The 18,966-nt window shown below is 54.0% G+C and carries 18 protein-coding genes and 1 tRNA gene; 11 read left to right on the top strand and 8 right to left on the bottom strand.

Annotated elements, in window-relative coordinates:
- Positions 1–159 precede the first annotated feature (159 nt).
- Entirely contained in the window at positions 160–450 is a 291-nt protein-coding gene (locus MHM86_RS11070) for a hypothetical protein (protein ID WP_239199267.1), read from the top strand.
- Positions 395–1,126 (top strand): hypothetical protein, encoded by a 732-nt coding sequence (locus tag MHM86_RS11075; protein ID WP_255723154.1) that lies wholly within the window; start codon positions 395–397, stop codon positions 1,124–1,126. The genes MHM86_RS11070 and MHM86_RS11075 overlap by 56 nt, the downstream gene beginning before the upstream one ends.
- 49 nt (positions 1,127–1,175) lie before the next feature.
- Here MHM86_RS11075 and MHM86_RS11080 read toward each other — a convergent pair whose 3' ends face one another.
- Positions 1,176–2,201, bottom strand: a complete 1,026-nt coding sequence (locus MHM86_RS11080; RefSeq protein WP_239199273.1) for a LacI family DNA-binding transcriptional regulator — start codon at positions 2,199–2,201, stop codon at positions 1,176–1,178.
- Between the two features lie 93 nt (positions 2,202–2,294).
- On the opposite strand from MHM86_RS11080, the gene MHM86_RS11085 reads away from it, so the two are divergent.
- Positions 2,295–2,371 (top strand) — tRNA-Arg (locus MHM86_RS11085).
- A gap of 8 nt (positions 2,372–2,379) precedes the next feature.
- Here the strand turns inward: MHM86_RS11085 and MHM86_RS11090 are convergent.
- Positions 2,380–3,396: a tyrosine-type recombinase/integrase gene (locus tag MHM86_RS11090; protein WP_239199276.1), complete on the bottom strand. Its 1,017-nt coding sequence runs from the start codon at positions 3,394–3,396 to the stop codon at positions 2,380–2,382.
- Between the two features lie 340 nt (positions 3,397–3,736).
- Positions 3,737–3,958, bottom strand: a complete 222-nt coding sequence (locus MHM86_RS11095) for a hypothetical protein (RefSeq protein WP_239199279.1) — start codon at positions 3,956–3,958, stop codon at positions 3,737–3,739.
- A gap of 119 nt (positions 3,959–4,077) precedes the next feature.
- Here MHM86_RS11095 and MHM86_RS11100 point away from each other — a divergent pair, with 119 nt between their 5' ends.
- Positions 4,078–4,734, top strand: coding sequence for a helix-turn-helix transcriptional regulator (locus MHM86_RS11100; RefSeq protein WP_239199282.1), 657 nt, complete (start codon positions 4,078–4,080; stop codon positions 4,732–4,734).
- A gap of 256 nt (positions 4,735–4,990) precedes the next feature.
- Here MHM86_RS11100 and MHM86_RS11105 read toward each other — a convergent pair whose 3' ends face one another.
- Positions 4,991–5,200 (bottom strand): helix-turn-helix domain-containing protein, encoded by a 210-nt coding sequence (locus MHM86_RS11105; protein ID WP_370644128.1) that lies wholly within the window; start codon positions 5,198–5,200, stop codon positions 4,991–4,993.
- 75 nt (positions 5,201–5,275) lie between these two features.
- On the opposite strand from MHM86_RS11105, the gene MHM86_RS11110 reads away from it, so the two are divergent.
- From MHM86_RS11110 to MHM86_RS11130, 5 genes are all read left to right on the top strand, one after another.
- Positions 5,276–6,043, top strand: coding sequence for a ParA family protein (locus tag MHM86_RS11110; RefSeq protein ID WP_239199285.1), 768 nt, complete (start codon positions 5,276–5,278; stop codon positions 6,041–6,043).
- Complete coding sequence (locus tag MHM86_RS11115; protein ID WP_239199288.1) at positions 6,040–6,885, top strand: hypothetical protein; 846 nt, start codon at positions 6,040–6,042, stop codon at positions 6,883–6,885. Before MHM86_RS11110 ends, MHM86_RS11115 begins: the two co-directional genes overlap by 4 nt.
- A gap of 186 nt (positions 6,886–7,071) precedes the next feature.
- Entirely contained in the window at positions 7,072–7,638 is a 567-nt protein-coding gene (locus MHM86_RS11120; RefSeq protein WP_239199291.1) for a metallophosphoesterase, read from the top strand.
- 141 nt (positions 7,639–7,779) lie between these two features.
- Complete coding sequence (locus tag MHM86_RS11125) at positions 7,780–8,838, top strand: hypothetical protein (protein ID WP_239199294.1); 1,059 nt, start codon at positions 7,780–7,782, stop codon at positions 8,836–8,838.
- A 36-nt stretch (positions 8,839–8,874) separates the two neighbouring features.
- Complete coding sequence (locus tag MHM86_RS11130; protein ID WP_239199297.1) at positions 8,875–9,495, top strand: hypothetical protein; 621 nt, start codon at positions 8,875–8,877, stop codon at positions 9,493–9,495.
- Positions 9,496–9,676: 181 nt separating this feature from the next.
- Here the strand turns inward: MHM86_RS11130 and MHM86_RS11135 are convergent, their stop codons facing one another.
- Positions 9,677–10,357, bottom strand: coding sequence for a hypothetical protein (locus MHM86_RS11135; RefSeq protein WP_239199300.1), 681 nt, complete (start codon positions 10,355–10,357; stop codon positions 9,677–9,679).
- A 75-nt stretch (positions 10,358–10,432) separates the two neighbouring features.
- Here MHM86_RS11135 and MHM86_RS11140 point away from each other — a divergent pair, with 75 nt between their 5' ends.
- Together MHM86_RS11140 and MHM86_RS11145 are read left to right on the top strand one after the other, a co-directional pair.
- Positions 10,433–12,850, top strand: a complete 2,418-nt coding sequence (locus MHM86_RS11140; protein WP_239199303.1) for a hypothetical protein — start codon at positions 10,433–10,435, stop codon at positions 12,848–12,850.
- Between the two features lie 34 nt (positions 12,851–12,884).
- Positions 12,885–13,544 (top strand): hypothetical protein, encoded by a 660-nt coding sequence (locus MHM86_RS11145; RefSeq protein WP_239199306.1) that lies wholly within the window; start codon positions 12,885–12,887, stop codon positions 13,542–13,544.
- A 65-nt stretch (positions 13,545–13,609) separates the two neighbouring features.
- Here MHM86_RS11145 and MHM86_RS11150 read toward each other — a convergent pair whose 3' ends face one another.
- The 3 genes from MHM86_RS11150 to MHM86_RS11160 all read right to left on the bottom strand — a co-directional run bounded on the left by MHM86_RS11150 (position 13,610) and on the right by MHM86_RS11160 (position 18,739).
- Positions 13,610–16,621: a hypothetical protein gene (locus tag MHM86_RS11150; protein ID WP_239199309.1), complete on the bottom strand. Its 3,012-nt coding sequence runs from the start codon at positions 16,619–16,621 to the stop codon at positions 13,610–13,612.
- Positions 16,622–16,742: 121 nt separating this feature from the next.
- On the bottom strand, positions 16,743–17,408 hold the full coding sequence (locus tag MHM86_RS11155; RefSeq protein WP_239199312.1) for a hypothetical protein: 666 nt from the start codon (positions 17,406–17,408) through the stop codon (positions 16,743–16,745).
- Positions 17,405–18,739: a plasmid recombination protein gene (locus MHM86_RS11160; protein WP_239199315.1), complete on the bottom strand. Its 1,335-nt coding sequence runs from the start codon at positions 18,737–18,739 to the stop codon at positions 17,405–17,407. The genes MHM86_RS11155 and MHM86_RS11160 overlap by 4 nt, the downstream gene beginning before the upstream one ends.
- Positions 18,740–18,966: the final 227 nt, after the last annotated feature.

Below are 18,966 nucleotides of genomic sequence, written 5' to 3' on the forward strand. Positions count from 1 at the left end.
TTCAAGGCGCCTCATGCGGCGGGGGCCGCGTCAGGCTGTGATCCGAATTTGGGTCAGGGCCGTTCAGACAGGCAATAACGACGCCCTGTTATCTAATATCAGGCGCCTCCGGCCCCTTTGGTTATTGAATAACGCGTGCCGGATGCGCATTGTGAGATCATGAAACAGTTCCTTTCCATATCCCTCGCGCTTGGCCTATTGGCGGCGCTGCCGCAGGCTGCACAGGCCGGCTGTTATGCCGATTATAAAGCCAAACAGGACAACCCGCTGAAACTGCACTATGGCGTTGCCGAATTGGGCGGTGGCTGCTCCAAAGGGGCTGCACAGGGTGAGTTGGCACCGCGTCTGGCGCGGGATGGCTGGACGCTGCTGAATGTGGTGTCGGTCTTTGGTGATGAGGGTCTGCAGGAAAGGAAAGACAGTGCAGGACGCTACTTCCTCCGCTACTGATGCGCGCCGCTCTGGCACGCGAATTGTCACCCTTGGAATTTCCGCGATTGTGCTGCTGCTGGTTTTGGCGGCACTGTTTTTGTTCCTGACCCTGCCGGATGCCAATGCGTTCAACATGCGGGTGGAACGGATTTTCGTTGAAAACGATGATCTGACCAATGCCGCTGATATTAAACTGCTGGAAATCCTTGCCCAATCCGGCACCGCCTTTTCCGATACGCTGACCAGCTACCGGATGGTGATCTTTGTGCTGTTGGTCTTTGCCACCGCGATGCTGGTGGCGGCCTTGGTGTTTTTGGTGATGCTGGTGCTGATGAATCGTCGCATGGCGCAGATCGAACAAGCAGGCATTCAGGTGTCGTCCCTGCTGATCAGCCGCGATGAGAACACCGTTTACCTCAACAACATGGGGTTCAAGCTGACCGGTGCCGCGATGGAAACCCTGTCCGTTCTGGCAGAAGCCCGCATGGACGAAGACCTGCTGTCAGGGGCCGAGATTGAGGCGATGGTGTCGGGCAAGGATGCCTCTGACTGTGAGGAGGCCGCAGGCGCCACCCGCATCAAACGGTTGCGCGACACGTTGGGCAATCAGATGGTCAGTGAGCTGCTGGTCAAGAACATCGCCCGCAAAGGCTATATGCTGGCGGTCGATAAAGATGTGATCCGCATGATTTGAGGGAGGAACGGACTGAGGCGCGTTGCTGCGCCTCAGGTATATCCGTCGCTCAGGACTGGCGCAGCGTATCGCCGAAGCTGAGGGTTGGCGTCAGTTCCACATGACCGCTGGCCGCTGTGTCTGGGTTGGCGATCCGCTTCACAATGATCTCTGCTGCTTTCTGGCCAATCTCGGCGCGACAGGCATCCATCGTGGCGAGTTGCTTGGGCAGGCCCTGTAGCAGCTCGACCCCGTTGAAACCCGCCAGACCAATCTGACCCGGCACATCAATGCCTTGCTCCATCAGGTAGAGTAGGCCACCGGCGCCAATCATGTCGTTGGAATAGGCCAGGAAATCCAGATCCGGCGTGCGTTCCAGCATCGCGGCGGTCATCTCACGGCCCTTGGCCAGAGCGGAGCCGCCTGAATAGAATTCTTGATCTGCGACCTCAACGCCACCTTTGGCCAGTGCCTGAGTCATGCCCTCAAACCGTTTGCGGGCGCGGTGATCCAGCGGCATCTTGGTGCCCATGAAACCGATGCGCTTGTAGCCCGCAGCCAGTATCGCTTCGCCCAGCTGCTGACCGGCGCGGCGGTGTGAAATGCCGACGGCTGCGTCAATAGCATCACCGTCCACATCCATAATCTCGACCACTGGAATGCCCGCAGCGCGCAGCATGGCGCGGGAGGCGTCGGAATGCTCCAGTCCCGCGATGATCACGCCAGATGGCCGCCAAGAGAGCATTTCGAACAGAACCTTTTCTTCTTTCTCAGGCAGGTAATCGGTGATGCCTACGACAGGCTGCAGGTCGGTATCTTCGAGCACGCGGCTGATGCCGGTCATGACCTCGGGAAACACCATGTTTGACATAGAGGGGATGATTACTCCCACCAGATTGACCCGCTGACTGGCCAGCGCACCGGCAATTTTATTTGGCACGTAGCCCAGCTGTTTTGCGGCGGCTAGCACCTTTTCACGGGTGGCCTGACTGACATCACTGCGGTTGCGCAGTACGCGGCTGACGGTCATCTCCGACACACCCGAGGCCTCGGACACATCACGCAGGGTAAGGGGGCGGCTTTTGGTGTCGCTCAATCGTATAATCCTAAATCAAAGATATGACTTGATGTTAGCGCGATCCCACGGCCTTGTTCAAGGGATCCGCAACGGCTAAGACGAGTCGCACGCGGCCCCGTGGCTCAACTGGATAGAGCAGCCCCCTCCTAAGGGGCAGGTTGCAGGTTCGAATCCTGCCGGGGTCGCCAACACTTTTTCAAGCATTTGATTCTCCTGTCTTTTTTGGTTGATTTGGAACTTTGGCCGCGGAAGTTGGAACTTTTTGTTCGTTTTTCGTACTGCTCAGAACCCTCCTTTTGCTGAAATTTCGAATGTAGCGCTCAATCTCCGACAGGCTTTCGTGACCTGTCCAAGCACCGATTTGGGCGGATGTACCACCTGCCTCAGCAAGCGCACGCGCACGGCTTTTGCGAAGCCCGTGCGCGGATCGACCGTGTACGCCAGCGGCCCTTGCCTTTGCTGCCAGCCATTGTCCGGCGGCTTTCACGCTGCGTGACCTCGAATGTGCGGTGGTGATCCATGTCATGTGACGACTCTCGCGAGCCTCCAGCGCGGCATGTAAGAGCGCCAAATCATCGGACATAGTTTCCGCAAAATCCGGCAACGCGCGATCAAACGGAATCGCCACCTCACCGCCGGTCTTTTGCTGGCGGAACACAAGCCATCCGGCATGATCGACGTTACCCGGACCCAACCGTACTACGTCTGAAATGCGCGCGCCGGTCCAGAAGATCAACTCGAATGCCAGGCGTTCCGACGTGTTGATCGGCCAGTGCGCGCGGAAAGCCTCGATCTCGTCCTCTGACCACGGTGGATGACCCTCTGACTGCGCGACGTGCGCCTTCTTGGCGCCTGTGGTTGGATCAGCGATCTTGTATGTTTCAGCGAGCCATTTCCCAAAGCCCCGCCAAGCTTTCAGGTGGTTGTTTCGTGCGTGTCCCGTAAACCGGCTCAGGTCAGCCTCGATGTGCTTGGTCCGAAGGTCGAGCACCCGACCATGCCCGTATCGTTCGCGGATATCATCCAACATACGCCGTCTGACGGCTCGCGTGCCTTCAGCAAGACCTACGAGAAAAACGTCCGATTTCAGGTATCCCTCAACTGCCAAAGCTAGGCTGCCGGAGCCTGGTCTTACCCGCGCAGGTTTGATGCTACCCGCAGCCTCTGCATAGGCCGCAAGGAAGTCAGGATGCCCGGGGGGAAGGTCGGGCATACGAATGCCCTTTTGCCCCTTTGGGCGGTAATAATAGCGAACATTGCCGCTTGGGAACCTCCCGGATGGGTTGAGATGTTTCATCCTTGTCAGCAACCAAAGGCCTCGTCACAACTGTTTCCTTCGCTCCACATTTGTCCCCCAATGGTAGGCAAGTCGGCAAGCGCGGAATCCAACTCCCATCGTAGCCACACAGCGACACCATCTGCGTTCCGTCCAGGTGGGTAGATTCCGCTTTTCACAAGTTTGTCGAAATGCCCTGGCGAATGACCGCAATATCGAGCTGCATCAGCGCGGCGCAGGGCTGCGCCCCAATCGACTGGAATCCGCGTCCCCTTTATCATCTCAAAGTCCGTTCGGGTGTTTCTTCTACGTCGGAAGCGTTTTCGATCAGCCGTTCCATCTGTGCTGGCGTCAGTAGCATTAACCGCCCGAGTTGGTAAAACTGGCCCGTTGCACGAGCTTTGGTGCGGATCAAGCGCGGGGAGACATGGACGCCATGCGCGCGCAATTGCACGCTCCACGCTTCCGGTGTTTGTCCTTCTTTGAGCAACTCCGACATCAAACCCTCGTTCTTCTGCAAGTTCTTGCAAATATCCGACAGAAATGTGCATATGTCACCATATTCTTACAACAGGCAGAAAGTTCGGAACTTTCGTTCCGGTTTGAAAAGGAGAGGCGATGTCACGGCTTGGAAAACTGCTCCCAAACACGACAACTTCGGAAGATACGCTACAGGCTAAACTAGAAGAGAATGAGCGTATGGCCCGAGAGGAAATGCACAGACGATTCGCAGCTGAGGGTACAATACACGACAATCTTCGCAATTACCGAGTTCGGTTAGGCTTCACAAAACAGCAGATGGCTGAAATTTTGGAAGTGACCCCGCGAACTTACTATGCCTATGAAGAAGGGCACCGGGCCGTGCCCACACCGGCCATCGCTCACTTGGCAATCCTGACCGGTGGCGATCTGAACGAGATCATCTTAGGCCGTCCCGCGCCGCGCAGCGGTAAGGCTGCGCGAGTGGTGATTGACGAAGCCATAGTGGTTCTAAAATTCCTAGCCGTGAAATACCCCGATATGTCGTTGGAAGACCGTTACAAGGTTATCCGACTTCACGCTCTTGATGATCTCGATAGCTTTCCGCGAATGCATCCAGACATTATCCGAGACTTTGTAAAAATCGTGACCCGTTACAAATTTCATCCCGAAGATCTCCCTGCACCCCCGTTTCACGAAGACTACGGCGATGATCACGACGGCTGGAAGCGTGACATGGCTGAATGGCAACGAATGGTGGATGAGGATTTTCCAGATGACGAAAAGGATAAATAGCGCCGCTTGCCTGCTTCAGGCACGGGTAACCTTGTGCCTCGATGCAACGCGCAGAGCATCACGCAATGCGCGCCCCTAAAAGTGCGATGTGACCTTATTTCTGATCTCGGGGTCAGTGAGGATAATGTCGCGCATTTCGTCCTCATTTGCCGCGAAGCTGGTAACAGCCTTTCGGATAAGCCCCTCTAGGAACTGTACTTCTCATGTTGGCTTGGAAGCTTGTGACGATATTTTTGCCTAGTACGCTGGCTGCGAGTCAGTCTGGCTTAACCAATTCCACATGACTGACCCCAAGAGCCTGGGAAAGTTCGTAGAGTGTAATCACTGTGGGGTTGCGCTTTCCGCGCTCCAATCCACTTAAGTATTGCTGACTGAAGCCAGAACGCTCCTCAATCTGCTCCTGTGTAAGGCCTTTTTCTCTCCGTATCCGAGCGAAGTTTTGTCCGACTAATTTGCGCATATCCATGCGCAGGACGATTGTGGATTACATACTTTAATGTTATCAACTATAATATGTATTTGATTAACTAGGACATGCGTTATGCACACCATCACCATTCATGCAGCTAAAGGCGGGTCCGGGCGGACGACGGCAGTTATGGCGTTGGCGTCGGGATTTCTGGCTTTGGGCAAGCGTGTGATGGTGATGGATTGCACCAGTCAGACCTGCAGGGGCTCAAATTGTAAGGACCCCTCCACATTACAGACATGGCTGACTGCGATGGAGGCCTGTCGGTTACGGCCGCCTCAACTGGAATTGGTTGAATGCCCAACAGACGAGCGTGTGGAAGATGCTTTGGCTGCCGCCACCACGCGCGGCTTTGATATCGTCCTGATTGATACACAGGTCTATCCTGAAGACGCCTTGTCGATGGCACTTGCGAAGGCTGATCTGATTGTGGTGCCCGCTACAGGTCCGATAGAGGCGCGTTTCTCATCAAAGAGCATCAATGAACAATTTGACTGCCCCGAGCATATCATTGGCCTGATCACCGGCCATCGTCACAGTGTTGCCGAAGCTGCTGAGATACGCGCAGCTTTTGGCGCGCTTCCCGTATTCCATTCAGAGCTCCCTGGCTCAGAAGCGCTGGCTAAACAGATCCTGCATGGCGATGTCGCACATTTCACCTCCATGCTGGCCTGCAAGTCCGGCCAACCCGGATACGCCCGCTACCGCGAGGCGCAGGCTGCCTGGTCCGAAGTGCTGGCGCTGACCATTGAGGTTCAATGGTCCCTACAAGGCCTGCGCCTTGAAGCCTTCGAAGGTGACACCTCTCCTTTTTCCTACATCAGAAAGTCCGTTGCATGATCCGTTTTTCAATTGCGCTTGGATTTGTCCTGTCACTTGCCTCAGCTGGCTTGGCTGAAGACACCCTGACCGCTATGCCCACGCCTGCAGAGCGCCCGTACCCTTACGAGATCCTCGGCTTGCAACCCGGCGATCCTCTTGGTGATGTTTTGGCCGTCTACGCGGAACGCAGCGACGCTGCCCCTACAAGCGAGAGCGAAGTTCTGCGGGTTCAATCTCCGGATGGCGCGGTGTTTGAGTTCACCTATCAGCTCTATTCCCGGATCGGCGATGTCGGCATCAATGGGCGACTGGCCAAAGCGCCTCAGGATCAGATGACCGCCCGTTTGTCTTCGGGTGTGATGGAACAGCGCCCCATGGCGATCTACCGCAGCATTCGCCAGCCCAGTGACGCACTGCCCGAACCGCTAGAACTGAAAGCCCAGATTGAGGAGACCTATGGTCCGCCCTCTCGGGTCGAGATCAACGGGCGCGACATGGTGCTGACCTATGCCTGGAGTATGGACGGGTTCATTCCCGACCTTGATGCGCTCGGGCAAATCAGACGTGAGGAAACGACCAGCTCGGGCGGCAAGCTGATCACTGAATATGAGCTGTGCGGCTCAGCCCAGCATTACCGCAACACTGTTGAGTACCGGTTTGAACACCCGCGCGACAAGCTGATCAGACCCGGTTGCGTTGCCACCTTTAAAGTCAGCTATCGTGGTGAGCCGGGCATGACATCTATCAACTTCTCACTGGAGGATTACGAGCTCGGCCGGATGCACACCGAAGAATTGGATCGTCAGATTGTGGAAGCGCTGACCGGCGAGGAGGTTGAAGCCTCGGACATGGATCTGTGAATTCCCGGATAGCCAGGCGGGCACAGAGCCGCTATGAACGCCGCATGATCACAGTACGCGCACATATCACCCTATTTTAGCGCCCGCAAAAATGGCGGGCGGCTTCGAGCTGTTCGCCATGAGATGATCCCCCATCCCTGCACTGTCTCTGACGCCGCCGCCATCGGGCATGACGGAGTTAAAGACATGACCAATTGGTATACGGCAGACATCCATTTCGGGCACGAGAACATCATTAAGTTCTGTGACCGCCCTTTCCGCTCAGCGAACCATATGGATGCGGTTCTGATGCAGAACTTATGGGCTATGGTTGGCCCCAAGGATGCCCTGTGGATCGTTGGTGACTTTGCTTTCGGGCAGAAGGCAAAGGATCAGGACTGGCTGACCAAACTGTTTGCCAAGCTACCCGGCGCAGAGAAACACCTGATTGTCGGCAATCATGACCTGGAGCCTACACTGGCGCTGCCTTGGGACAGTATCTCTCACATGGCAGAAGTGAAGGATGGCACCGACAAGCAGATGCATACCCTCTGCCATTATCCCATGATCACCTGGAACCGCGCCCGACGTGGTGCGCTGCAGATCTTTGGGCACGTCCACAAGAACTGGAAAGGCTCCAGCAACAGCGTCAATGCAGGCGTTGATGTCTGGGATTACATGCCCGTGCGGTTCGAAGATCTCGCACGACGCGCCAAGTCACTGCCCCAAAACAAGCACTGGGCCGATGTCGAGCACAATGCGAGGGAGTTTTGAAATAATTAGGTGAACTGGTTAGGCCTGATGCTCAATCGGGCCAAGTAGTATGAGAGAAACCACGACAGATGGACTACTCATCAATAGTGCATTAACAATGAAACCGAAGCGAACAAGTCTTTAAGATTATAAAGGTTTTTCATGCGTAAGATTTTAGCAGCTATGGCATTTTTCTCTTCCCCGGTTATGGCCGAAGATATGGTTAAACCCGGTACATGTGAACTCATCGTTGCTTCGCGCCCAAGTTTGGATGCCGCCCGTGACTATGTTCGCACCCTGAGCGATAGGCGGTTTGCGAAGGTGTTTGAAGCAGACAATGGCTGGTATGCTGTCTCGATCGGGGCCTTGAAGCCTGCAGAGGAAAAACCGGTTCTGACCAAATGGAAGGCTTCAGGAAAAATCCCAAAAGACAGCTACTGTTCGACGGGCAAGACCTATGTAGCGCTGTATGACTGGAAGAGCGGCGAACAACTGTTACCCGCGCATAGCAAACCTGTTTCCGAGACGAAAGTGGCGCTAAGTGGCACAGCCTACCAGGGCTACTTTTGCACGACGAGCCACACCCACTCTCCTGTGTTTTCTGCACCAAAAGGCGGGCGGGCCATGGGGGAATTCCTGAACGGGACACCCGCTATGGTATTGGGGGAGGTCGTCGGTGCAGGTGCCGTGTCACGAGTGCGGCTGGTTGACCCCGCCACCCGCAAGGAAATTGACGGATATGCATCCAGTGCCGTTCTGCGCGAGAAATGCCCAGCACCTATGACTCAGAAACTTGCGTTGAATCCTGATTTGATGGCTCCGCCCGGCATGTGCCACCTTGAATTGGCACAAGGCAGCTTAGACGAAATCAATACTGCAGCCCGAAAGTATGCGCCCTGGTTTGGCGCGGTGATGCAAGTCGTGAAATCCACGAATGGCGTATACAGTCTGTACGGGGGTATGCTTCAGATTTCGCGCGTGGAAAGCAAGTTAATGCGTATGCGCAGTGATGGATACAAACTGCCCAAGGATCCATACTGTGATCCGGGTGATTTCGCGGCGGTTTCTCTTGTGCCGATATGGAAAGACGGTGCGCCGAGTTTTTCCGATGACCACGAGCTAAAAAGCCCGAAAGAACATCGTGGGCCGACGCCGGATATTGTCCAAGTGCAAGGTGGCTGTGCGTTCGAATTTGCTGATTGGGGGGTCTACGACGCCTAGCAGGATATTTATCTGCGCGGCTTAAATGGAAAACCGATGCGAATTCTCAACAACGACATCTGCCGCACGCATCCGAATACAAACGTGCGCTTTGATGCTTATCTAGGCGCGAATGCAGAAGGCAATGAGCGCGAGTTCAAGATCACCGCCAAAGGGGCCACGCGCACCTACCGCGTTACGTTCTTGCCTAACAACAACTATTCTTTTGCCGCGCTGATGCCGCCGCGTCCGGCCAACTCTTCTCGGCCCCAAGGCAATTTCGGTTTTGGAGATCTGTTTGGGTTTGCGGCGGGCATGTTCATGGATGGCATGGCTGGCATCTCCGGCACCACTCGGGAAGAAATGCTGTCTTCCATGGGAGATCTGGATAGTCGATGTTTCCAAATATCTGGCAATGATGACGCTGTTAATGCCTGCCTGAACGAGCCGTATCTGGTGAAGAACAAGAATGCTCAGAACATCCTACTCGGTTTCTGTCACCAATTGGATGATTGGGCTGAAGGAAATGGGCTGGATTATGTCTGTGATCGCGGAGGGAAGGACAGCTGCCATCAGGTGCCTGACAGCGATCATTCCTATTCCTGCTACAGCTGCAATGGCACGCGCCGTTGGGCTGCTATTTACGCGACGGGAACAGTTCTGACCTGTTTCCAATAATATCTGTTCACGTGGGCCTTCCGCAAAGGCCTTTGATAGACTTTGGGAAAACCATAGGCAGGTTTGGGGAGATTCACAAATCAATTTCCTGGTCATTTAGTTGAACGGTTCAACTGTCTCTCAGTCCGCGCTGAGAGGCAGTTTCCGTTTCGCAATAACAAAAAATCTCAGCTAGAATCGGTTATTGCGAAACCGCTTGCAAGGCATGACGAAGGGCCGTCAGTCGTTGAATTGCCCGTTCACCTGCCGCGCGCTCGGCTCGCAACTTTGCAAGGCGTTCCTTACCTTCGGCACGGCGTTCCTTAGCTGCGGCAAGGTCTTGTTTAGCACGCGCTAAGCGTTCTTCATAGTCCGCATAGGCCTCAGCCTGAATATGCCGAACCTCGTCGCCAAAGCCTGCATCAAGCATTGCCTCCATCTGTGGAACAGCACGGAACGTACGTTCCATCTGCGATACTGCATCAGGTAGCTGCCCGTTCTCGGGGAAAGCCCCCGTCGCTGTAAAGATCAGCAGATCTTGCACATCTTGGAACAAGCCGCGCGAGCTAACGATCAATCGGCCATCCAATCGTTCGTCCCCGGTACGAAATCGTGCGTAAAGATCAAGCAGGATGATTTGAGCTTCTGGCTCTAAATCAGGAAATACAGAAAGAGCCTCCGTCCGGTGGCGCACAGGGAGGCTGCGCGTGAGCGCATTATAGTCAGCAATGCTCTCTTCGGATGCCTGCAACTTTTCCCGGTCCAACGCTGACAACGCATCATCAAATTCGTCAGCATTGGATGTTGAGGCGCTGGTCAAGAAGAAAACCAGAAATAAGTATCGAAAGATCATGATACGCTTTCCAAACAATTTGCTCTGCATCCTCAATAGCTTTAATCCAAAAGGGCTTTCTGCGAAAAGGTAGTTGTCCAAATTTTGCCGTGAATATCAAGGTTTATGAAATTGCTTACTGAACAAATTCATCGAATCCAACAGGTGCTAAGCGTGCCGTGGAAAGAGAGAACGGCGACCTTTGAGCGGACCTTCACCGATCCCATGACCCTGATTGAAGCGCGGCGGGGAGATCGGATCACTGGCAGCTTGGTTGCGTTGTGTGACGAAGAAATTGCCCCGCTCAAGACGACATTCTTGAAGCCGCCGGGTTTGTATAAATCGCCGGTTTCAATGCCGGACACTCAGATCACGACGCGGCCCGTCACAATCGCGGAACTTTGCCATGCGTCTGACGCACGTGACCCGCGAAACGGAAATGCGCAGGAGGCGCTGAATGAGGAAATACTGCGCGATCTTCTAAAGCGTTTCGCACATCTGCAGGGCCATGATGTCAGTCAAGCTGAAAGCTGGGTCTGGCATAGTACAGAGCCTTATCCGATCATCGACGGAAAACTGCATTTCCGCCCCCGCAAATATCAGCACGCGGTTCGTGATGAGGATCTGTGGTTTGAAATGCCAATGCGGCACCGCAGAGAACTTTTGAACTATGCGATGGGAGAGCTTGATTTCCAGCCTCCGGATCGACTGGCCCTGACGCTACCCACAGGGAAAATGCAGGCATTTGTTGTTGCCGATGGCTTTGTCGGTCCAGAGGATTTTGTTTGGCTCCAGGTACTACCGACAAAATTTTCAGCACGTGCCACATACGAAGGCATTCGCGACAGCGACCTGCAATATATGCCGCGCAATCTGGAAGAGGCCAATGCGCGCTGGGAGCTGGGCATCAAGCCCTATGGTACGGCCGCCTTTGACCGTGGGGATGAGCCTCCCCGTATTACTGGCACGCATGCCTACGGGCCGGGATGGGAAACTGGCTCGCTTATTCGCGTAACCAGACAGGGGTATTCTCTGATCCCCAATATTGTCAGGGCCGAGAAAGGTGCTGAACATATGATCAGTCTGATCGTACGTGATGGGGATACTCTGAATGGTCCGTGGCATATTGCCAAAGATGGCGCCGTCCCTACCGGCCCCACTCTGGGCAAGGTGGGGGCACCATGGTGGGGATATGAGGTTCGTCTTGGGCATGATGATCGGGAACATGCGGTCGAGCATTGGCGGGTTGTTTTGGGATCAACCTGTGACTTTGCGGGCCCCAATTTTGTAGCCCCTCCCAAACTAGGCCCTCTCTCAAAGTCCTTGATCGGACGCGCAAAAGGTAAAGAGGGAACGGACGGAAAATGGGGTGCAATCTGTCCGCATACCGGACAAGAACTGGTGCCGTTCGAATTCGCGGCCTATGAAGATGCCCCATACGACAGTGAGTGCATGATATTCACGGATGATCAGGACAGGCATCATGTGTTCGACCCAACGGGTAAGCTGGTTCTTGGACCGCTAAAAACCTTTGATATCCCTAAAGTGTTTGGCCCACCTCAGCCCACGGCATATGAGACCCGAGAAAGCGAAAAGCAGCGGCGCTGGAGCTACATCCGACTTGATCTTCCAAGGTGGTACAAAAGGGCAACAGCACAGGAACGCTTTGGCGACCTTGACCGACACGCCACCACTCTTGCCGCATTCGCCGGTCGTCTGACAGATGGTCGCAAAGATGCAGAGATGGCGGGGCTTTGGTACGCAAGTGTTGAAATTGTGAAGGATGGCACCGCGCACGGTGTGGCGCTGAGCCAGGGAATGATAGGCCGCGTCGAATTCGGAGAGGCGGCTGCCTATGGCGGGTCATCCATGTTCAATTGGTTGAAAGAGCTACCAGTCGTAGGCTTGGTTCCGGGTAGTCCCGGGCGGGTTGTTGGGGTGCCGTTTGACTATTTGCACATCCCGCCGAGAGAGCGAAACACCCCTCCTGCGCCTAAGAAAACCCGTTGGACCGCAAAAGAATGGGCCGACCGCTTATGTGTCTTTCGCTGGGTCGCCTGGATCTTGGCAAGCCTGTCACTGGTTGCAAATTTGTTCTGGGAAGAATTGCCCGTCGGCAAGATCTGGATCGCTGCGATCCTGATTTTCATTGTTTGCTGGCTGATTGAAACCCAACTGAACCGCAGGGGTCGGGCAAATAGCCGTAATCAGGAAGCGCCCGAAGTCACGTCTACCGAAGTGATCTTTAAACAGGTGGATGAGGTTGAAGGCGGCAAGGAAACTGAAGAACTCACTCTGCGCCAGTATTCTGACGGCAAGGCCATCATCCAGCGCTATAGTGGAGGCCCCGCCACGAGACATGCGAGCGGCTATTACGACAACGAGGCGTTTTTGGAAATTCCAGCGCATAGTCTCAGCACTATTGGGGAAGACGCACTGAAAGAGATGTTTGCCAATGGCTGGACTGCCGGAAAAGAAGCTTTGCAGGTTATGGAGCAGCGTGGTGAGATAGATTTCAAGATCACCATCTTGAACGGGTCATGATCCTGACAGAGAGACAAGTAGGAAGGTATGTTTGATGCGTCTGATTTGGAGCGTCGTCTTGGTGTTCATCACAACTGGTGCCTTTGCCGAAGATGCCGATTTGCGTGCAGAAACTCCTCGCCTAGATTCGCATCTGGCAGAATGGGGGGCAAACTCTTTGGGAGACGCAGAAAGGGCTTTCGCCCACCACATGCGCTTTACTCCTGCTCCGCATCGCGGGGCGCTAATAGATGCATTTCTGGCGATGCCTTCAAAGAAACAGAAAATTGTGGTATCTGCTTTTTACGATATGCGCGGCGCTAAAGATGTCGCGGGGTTAGAATTTGCCAAGCGCATGCAAATGCCGGATCCTGCGCTGATTGACAGAATTCTTAACGAGGCTCGGGCAAATGGCGCCGATCTGGATTGGGATATTCCAGCATTTGAGCAGGCTTTGACAGAGGTCTGGACCGAGGGTGACACTGGCAGCCAAACCCTACGCGATCTTGCAGATTTTGCACCCGTTTCTATCAATGAATTGCCGCTTTGGCGGAAGTATACGCAATCTCTCATACAGAAGAAAATATCGCAGCAGCGGCTAGCAGAAAGCGAGGCGCAGCTGGCGGAAAGTGAAAACCGGTTAAAATCTATCCGCCAAGCGATCCGAGCTGGTGATCAGCTCATCCAGTCCTTGCAGTCCTTGGAAGGGCAATGACCGGTCAGCGCGGATGTTAAGAGCTATCTCGTTCGATTTGCCCAGTTTTTACCCTACTACATTGGTCATTCCGGTTGCGGCTCGTACAAGTCTTCGCAGGCTGGGCTTGGCCAGTCGAAACTGTAATACTGCGCAATCTCATGGCGGAGAGGATGTTGCACAGTCTTTTGGACAAACCCCTTTGCCGCCAAAAGCAGATATGCCGATGGCGGCTGATTGCGCCATTTTCGGCCAATAGTCTCAAAGTCCAAATAAATTTGACCATCTAGCACTTGTGCGTCAATCGAACCAAGATCAAATGCTTGACGCAGGAATTTACGCGCTTGCGCCGAATGGAAGCTATAGAAATCACCAAAATTGTACTTCTCTTTTAGTTCCGCAGTTTGCTTGGCGTCATCCCACTCGGCGGACAGAATTTGCTCATACGATAAATCACTGGTGCCACTGTAATAATCTAAGTTGCGTTTTTGCCATGCGCTTCTTTTCGTATCCAGAACGCATGAATATTCGAAAGAATCATTCATGTACGCAGCTTCGAACAAATATTCTAAACGACTTTGCGATCCCTCCATCTGTCGTCGATGGTGCTGGAATTGGGACGTCGCATTTTTTGTGAACACCTTGATCACTTCTTTTGCTGCTCTTGCCCCTTCTTTTGCTAGGGCAATCAATCCACCTTTGAAAGATTCACTCAATTCACCTTGTTCATTCACGGCCTCGGGCACGGAATTTCGCATTGGCGTGCCATTGCTTGTTTCCGGCCTATATATCGGATGCAGGGCATTGGCCGTGTCATGTGCCAGTGTCATCGCGTCAACGGGATCCAAATTCAGCTGTTCTGCGACATCCTCATCGGTTCCGTTATATAAAAACGGAAGGTTTTCCCGCAGCAATTCGGCGCGGCGTATTACGCTTTTTGAAATCCGGTCCGCGAAAACTGGTGCAGCCATCGCGTCAATTGCGGGGTCAGTTAAGGTCGTCAAGGGCACGATCGTCCGCCAGTTTTCCGTAACTGGCTTGTAGGACCGCAACACATTCAAATGATGTATCGTTGTAAAATAAGAAGCAAACAAAGCATCTACCGCCCCCCCGGGTGTCTTCATACTTGATAGTATAGTCCGTTTCTGCAATTGGGCGGCCTGTTCTTGGATCGCTGATTGAAAGAAAGAAGGATCGGCGCCGGTAATGAGAGGATCGAACAACGCGACAAGAACAATCGAGCTTATGTGAGTGGGGCGGCTCAACGTTGCAACCTTTGTAGGTTCTACAAGGTCCGAAAATTCTTTGTTGATGACATTGCCGAGATCATAAGCCGCACGGGATTTGCCGATCTTTGCCAAATAGGCGAAAACAGTTTTGAGCTTTTGCAATTCAATATGACGTGTTGATAATCCCCAGCCATCAGTAGGGTTAAGCGTGTTGTCTCGACTGCGCTTGATTTGGGCAAAGCTGTGCGCCGCATCCCGGGCCGCATCCATATCAGTGGAAAAGTCGGCACATTGGGCTGCGCCAGGTTCATGTAATCCGGCAAGGCATTGCATCGCGATCTCATGAGCTTCCAGAAAATCAGTGTTTTCGTAATACCATGCGATGTTGCGAGAGACTGCATCCCCCCTTGAGAGGTCGAGTTTCACTTTGTATACAACGCGATCTTGGGCGGCGAAATTTCCATTCTCTGCCAACTCCGCGAGTTCGGCGTCGCTTGCGCCTATCAGCTCGATCTGATGGCGTAATGCGATCGAAACTGACGGGCTTTCCTGTAGAAAACGCCTTTGCTCGGTTTGGAATGAGTTCGGAAGAATCAGGTCTTCAAGATGGGCGCGGTCCTTGTAAATTCTGGATTTGGTGAACCGAAGGTCCGAAGCTGTCGCACCTCGCCATTTGGCCTGCCGTTGCCAGAACTTGACCCAGCTTGTCTCCGGAACCTGCGGAAGAAGTCGCCCGGCATTATCTTCTTCGGGCGTGGATCGTTCGATACTTCGGCGTTCAAAAAGAGCCAGCATCAGCATGGCATCGGTATTTCCTAGCATCGCAAGCCCGAACAGAGCTTGTAAAGGAGTTGTCGTTTCTAACTCGGAGAAAATATATGTTTCGATGGAGGTGTTCTTGCCATACCCCAATTGATCAAAAACCCACGGCGGCGCAGGCGACGGAGTGTATGAACAGAGTTTGGTCAATGCGCCCTCAAAGGCGCATTTCACAGGCTGTCTCAGCCCGGCTTCATACGCGGCCCACCCGTCTTTCCGCGCCGTTTGTGCTGCGTTTTCGTGTCCCAGTGCGGTTGCTAATGCGACGCGCGCAAACTTCAGCCTGGCAACGGCAAGCGGGTTGTGACCACCGTCTAGCGTGGCAATCCAATTCAGAACACTGTCTGCGCTATCGTATTGCTGATGACGCACATAACAATCCGAGGCACGCGCAGCGGTATTGGCCGGTGTGCCATACTTCCACAAGACCTCATCTCGCGTGAGCATTTCAAGAGCACGACAAACATATGCACCCGCATCGTCTTCCAGTCGATAGAAGTTCGTCGCGGAAATGAGGCCCTCTAACTGTTTGAAGCGACGATGCTGTTTGCGATTTTGGTACTGATTTCGCGCTATGACTTCTGTTTCGGCGTCTTCATCTGTAAGAACGATTTTCTCATTTGACGTGCCGATATTCAGGTTTTGGATGCGGCGTGTCAGCTGTATGCCATCTTTTGCAGCAAAAATGGCCTCGCGTCCCGATTGGCTTTGGATAAAAATACCACCTTCGGGTCGTCCGTTCTGAAAAGTACCGTGGAGTTTTGCGACAACCTCCGAGCCCGATGCATCGCGGGAAAGGGTTGAAACGCCCGAGCCTTCGGCAAATCCATTCTCGCAATCCCCCAACCAGAAAAGATGGAGGTTGCGATCTCGTGAAACGAATGGATCTGGTAGCCAGATACTGCAGTCCACGGCCTGTTGGTGCGTGTCTTCAAAAACGTTATCCATGCCAACCCGAGTCGCGGTGGCAATACCCAATGTGTCAGCATTGTCGGCAATCGCGGACAGTGGACAAATCGCAAGGAGTGCTAAAAAACGTAGAAACATCATAGTGAATTGCTATCCTTCGCTCCAATCATGGGCAAGCCGGTTTGCGAGAAACTGGCAAACTTACTCGAAACGACCCCGGCACCTTGTTGTAGCTAAACTGGTGAAATGGGGCATTCACCTCTCAGTCTGAAAGTCGATACATACGCCCATTCAGGTGCGCAATTTCCGACAAACCTGCCGCACGCCAGCGGCGCAGTCTGGCACCCTCCGGCACCACAACAACGGTTCGCCCGCGAAACTCGACGAGCTTGATGCCAACGCGCTCGCGCAGGGTTACAAAGTGCTCGAGCTCCTGACGCACCGCCTCTCTTTCCTCCAACATATTTTGGAGTTCGGCCCCGACGTCTAGAATCTTGGCTTCCGTTGCGCCAACTTTCTGTGCCAGGTCAGCGTGTACCCTCGTGAGTTCCGCCTCACCTTCCTCTCGCACCGCTTCGATTTCTGCCGCGTATGTTGCACGCAGGAGATCAGCTTCGTTTTCGGCTGCTGCTTTCTCCTTCGCCCCAAACCAAATGGCGAAAGAGGCAATGATCAGCGAAATAAACAAAGCGGCAGCGACTCCAACGCAGTTGAAGAGCCAAATTCGACGAAGGCGTTTTTCCAAGGCGTAAGTGCGCTCTTCGATTAGATCTGTTCGCGCATTCAATCCGCCAACAGACAATGACGCCTGACGCACAGCACCTTTCAGATCTTCAACGGTCTGCCCGGCATCATTTACTGCTGCCTTACCGGTGGATCGCCGTCTCCCCTCAAGGTCCGCGATTCTGTCGTCGAGATTCTTTGTCACGGCTCAATACCTTTCGATACCGGTCTCACTACTGAACTCAAAGTCCTCGATTGGCGGTCCCGTTCGGATATGATTTCTTCAGACGGCAAAAACTGCGTGAGTCTCGACCAAACCCTACTGACCACGACAACTGCGTTCTGAATGATTGGAGCTATCTCAAGCTTTTGAACTTCGCGTCCGAGCTCAGGGTCCTCGAAACAGAGTTTTGATTTCCGCCCATCGAACCGCACGCTTCCGGTCAAAACGCCCACCAGGACACGAGCTGTAATCGCAGCAACGTGCAAGACGGTATTTCTCAGCACCTCGCGCCTTTCCCGTTCAAGAGCACTGCGCTCGGATTGGATTTCCGCCGCCCGACGTTCTAGACGTTTGGCTTCTGTATCCAGCTTCGCTTGAACTTCTTGCTTCATCGCGGCAACGGTCTCATTTGTCCGTGCGCGAACTTCTTGAGCTTCTTCTTCGGCCTGGCTTTGCGCTGACAAAGCTTCTGCAAACAACGCCTCCGCAGCATCGAGTTTTCTGACTATCTCCTTCGCCCTCCGATCAGCATCAGCGTCGAGCTGTGCTTCAATGTCGGCGATTTGTTCGATACGCTCGGTCATCTGCCGGATCTGCGCTGCATCTCGCCGCGCCTGCTCTTTGCGCTGCTTCCATTGCTCGCGCGATAGCCGTTCCCGTTTTGGACCGACGCGCGTCAGCCCTGCCGGGAGACCTACTTCGGCAAAGTACTGATCCTGCAATTCGCGGCCACGCGCGCGGTAGGCAAGGTTCCCGAGTTTGACCGCTTCCTTAGCGGGTTTGCCATTTTCTCTGGCAGATGCTTCGGCGTCTTGCTTGGCATTCCACGCGGGGTTCAGGTGGCGCGCAGAACAACTGGGGTCATCGAATGGCAAGATGAACGCATGGATATGCGGATGTTCTTCATCCACATGCTCGACCACTGAAATCAGGCGATCACCAAAGGTTTCCTTAAGCCAACAGACGTTCAACTCGATCCAGTGCGCGTAGGCTTCCCGGTAAGCGGATTCAGCGGCGACCTGCTTTGTTAAAAGTGGGTACGATGCTACGGCCGTCAGCAATGTATGGCGGTCTTTTCGGATACCGCGACGCGCAGATGTGCCGTCTTTCAGCGCAACTTCGACATAGCCTGATTCAACAATCGCATCATGCTTTTCTCGCACTTGCTGAGGGGATAATCCATAGATCAGATTTGGCGGCTCTGGGTTCTCCACATGCTGGCAAAACTCGGGCGCTCGACCCGCTTCATCGAGGATCTGCTGCACACTTTGACCAATCTTGTTGGCTTTGCGCGAATAGCTTTGAATATGCAAAAACTGAGGGCCTGACATTATTGGCGACCCCAGTGAGATGAAACACAATATTGACCGACTATTGAGTTGATAAACAACTCGTCGGGCAAGACGCTGCGCCCCTGCACCCAGCCAGCGGCTTTGCCGCCGATCCGTTCCGGATCGAAGCCACCGTTGGTGGCTGCAACCCCAGCCCGCGCCAGCCTTTTAGTGGGCGCGCGGTCTGATATTGCAAAGGGGGCTTTGAG

It is taken from the genome of Thalassobius sp. Cn5-15 (assembly GCF_022347685.1).
Taxonomy (GTDB): Bacteria; Pseudomonadota; Alphaproteobacteria; order Rhodobacterales; family Rhodobacteraceae; genus Thalassobius.

Excerpts from the sequence above, each read along its gene's own strand:
- MHM86_RS11150 (WP_239199309.1), bottom strand. The coding sequence starts at position 16,621 with ATGATGTTTCTACGTTTTTTAGCACTCCTTGCGATTTGTCCACTGTCC.
- MHM86_RS11075 (WP_255723154.1), top strand. The coding sequence starts at position 395 with ATGAGGGTCTGCAGGAAAGGAAAGACAGTGCAGGACGCTACTTCCTCC.
- MHM86_RS11090 (WP_239199276.1), bottom strand. The coding sequence starts at position 3,396 with ATGCCCGACCTTCCCCCCGGGCATCCTGACTTCCTTGCGGCCTATGCA.
- MHM86_RS11145 (WP_239199306.1), top strand. The coding sequence starts at position 12,885 with ATGCGTCTGATTTGGAGCGTCGTCTTGGTGTTCATCACAACTGGTGCC.
- MHM86_RS11070 (WP_239199267.1), top strand. The coding sequence starts at position 160 with ATGAAACAGTTCCTTTCCATATCCCTCGCGCTTGGCCTATTGGCGGCG.
- MHM86_RS11140 (WP_239199303.1), top strand. The coding sequence starts at position 10,433 with ATGAAATTGCTTACTGAACAAATTCATCGAATCCAACAGGTGCTAAGC.
- MHM86_RS11120 (WP_239199291.1), top strand. The coding sequence starts at position 7,072 with ATGACCAATTGGTATACGGCAGACATCCATTTCGGGCACGAGAACATC.
- MHM86_RS11100 (WP_239199282.1), top strand. The coding sequence starts at position 4,078 with ATGTCACGGCTTGGAAAACTGCTCCCAAACACGACAACTTCGGAAGAT.
- MHM86_RS11110 (WP_239199285.1), top strand. The coding sequence starts at position 5,276 with ATGCACACCATCACCATTCATGCAGCTAAAGGCGGGTCCGGGCGGACG.
- MHM86_RS11105 (WP_370644128.1), bottom strand. The coding sequence starts at position 5,200 with ATGGATATGCGCAAATTAGTCGGACAAAACTTCGCTCGGATACGGAGA.
- MHM86_RS11115 (WP_239199288.1), top strand. The coding sequence starts at position 6,040 with ATGATCCGTTTTTCAATTGCGCTTGGATTTGTCCTGTCACTTGCCTCA.
- MHM86_RS11135 (WP_239199300.1), bottom strand. The coding sequence starts at position 10,357 with ATGCAGAGCAAATTGTTTGGAAAGCGTATCATGATCTTTCGATACTTA.
- MHM86_RS11125 (WP_239199294.1), top strand. The coding sequence starts at position 7,780 with ATGCGTAAGATTTTAGCAGCTATGGCATTTTTCTCTTCCCCGGTTATG.
- MHM86_RS11095 (WP_239199279.1), bottom strand. The coding sequence starts at position 3,958 with ATGTCGGAGTTGCTCAAAGAAGGACAAACACCGGAAGCGTGGAGCGTG.
- MHM86_RS11130 (WP_239199297.1), top strand. The coding sequence starts at position 8,875 with ATGCGAATTCTCAACAACGACATCTGCCGCACGCATCCGAATACAAAC.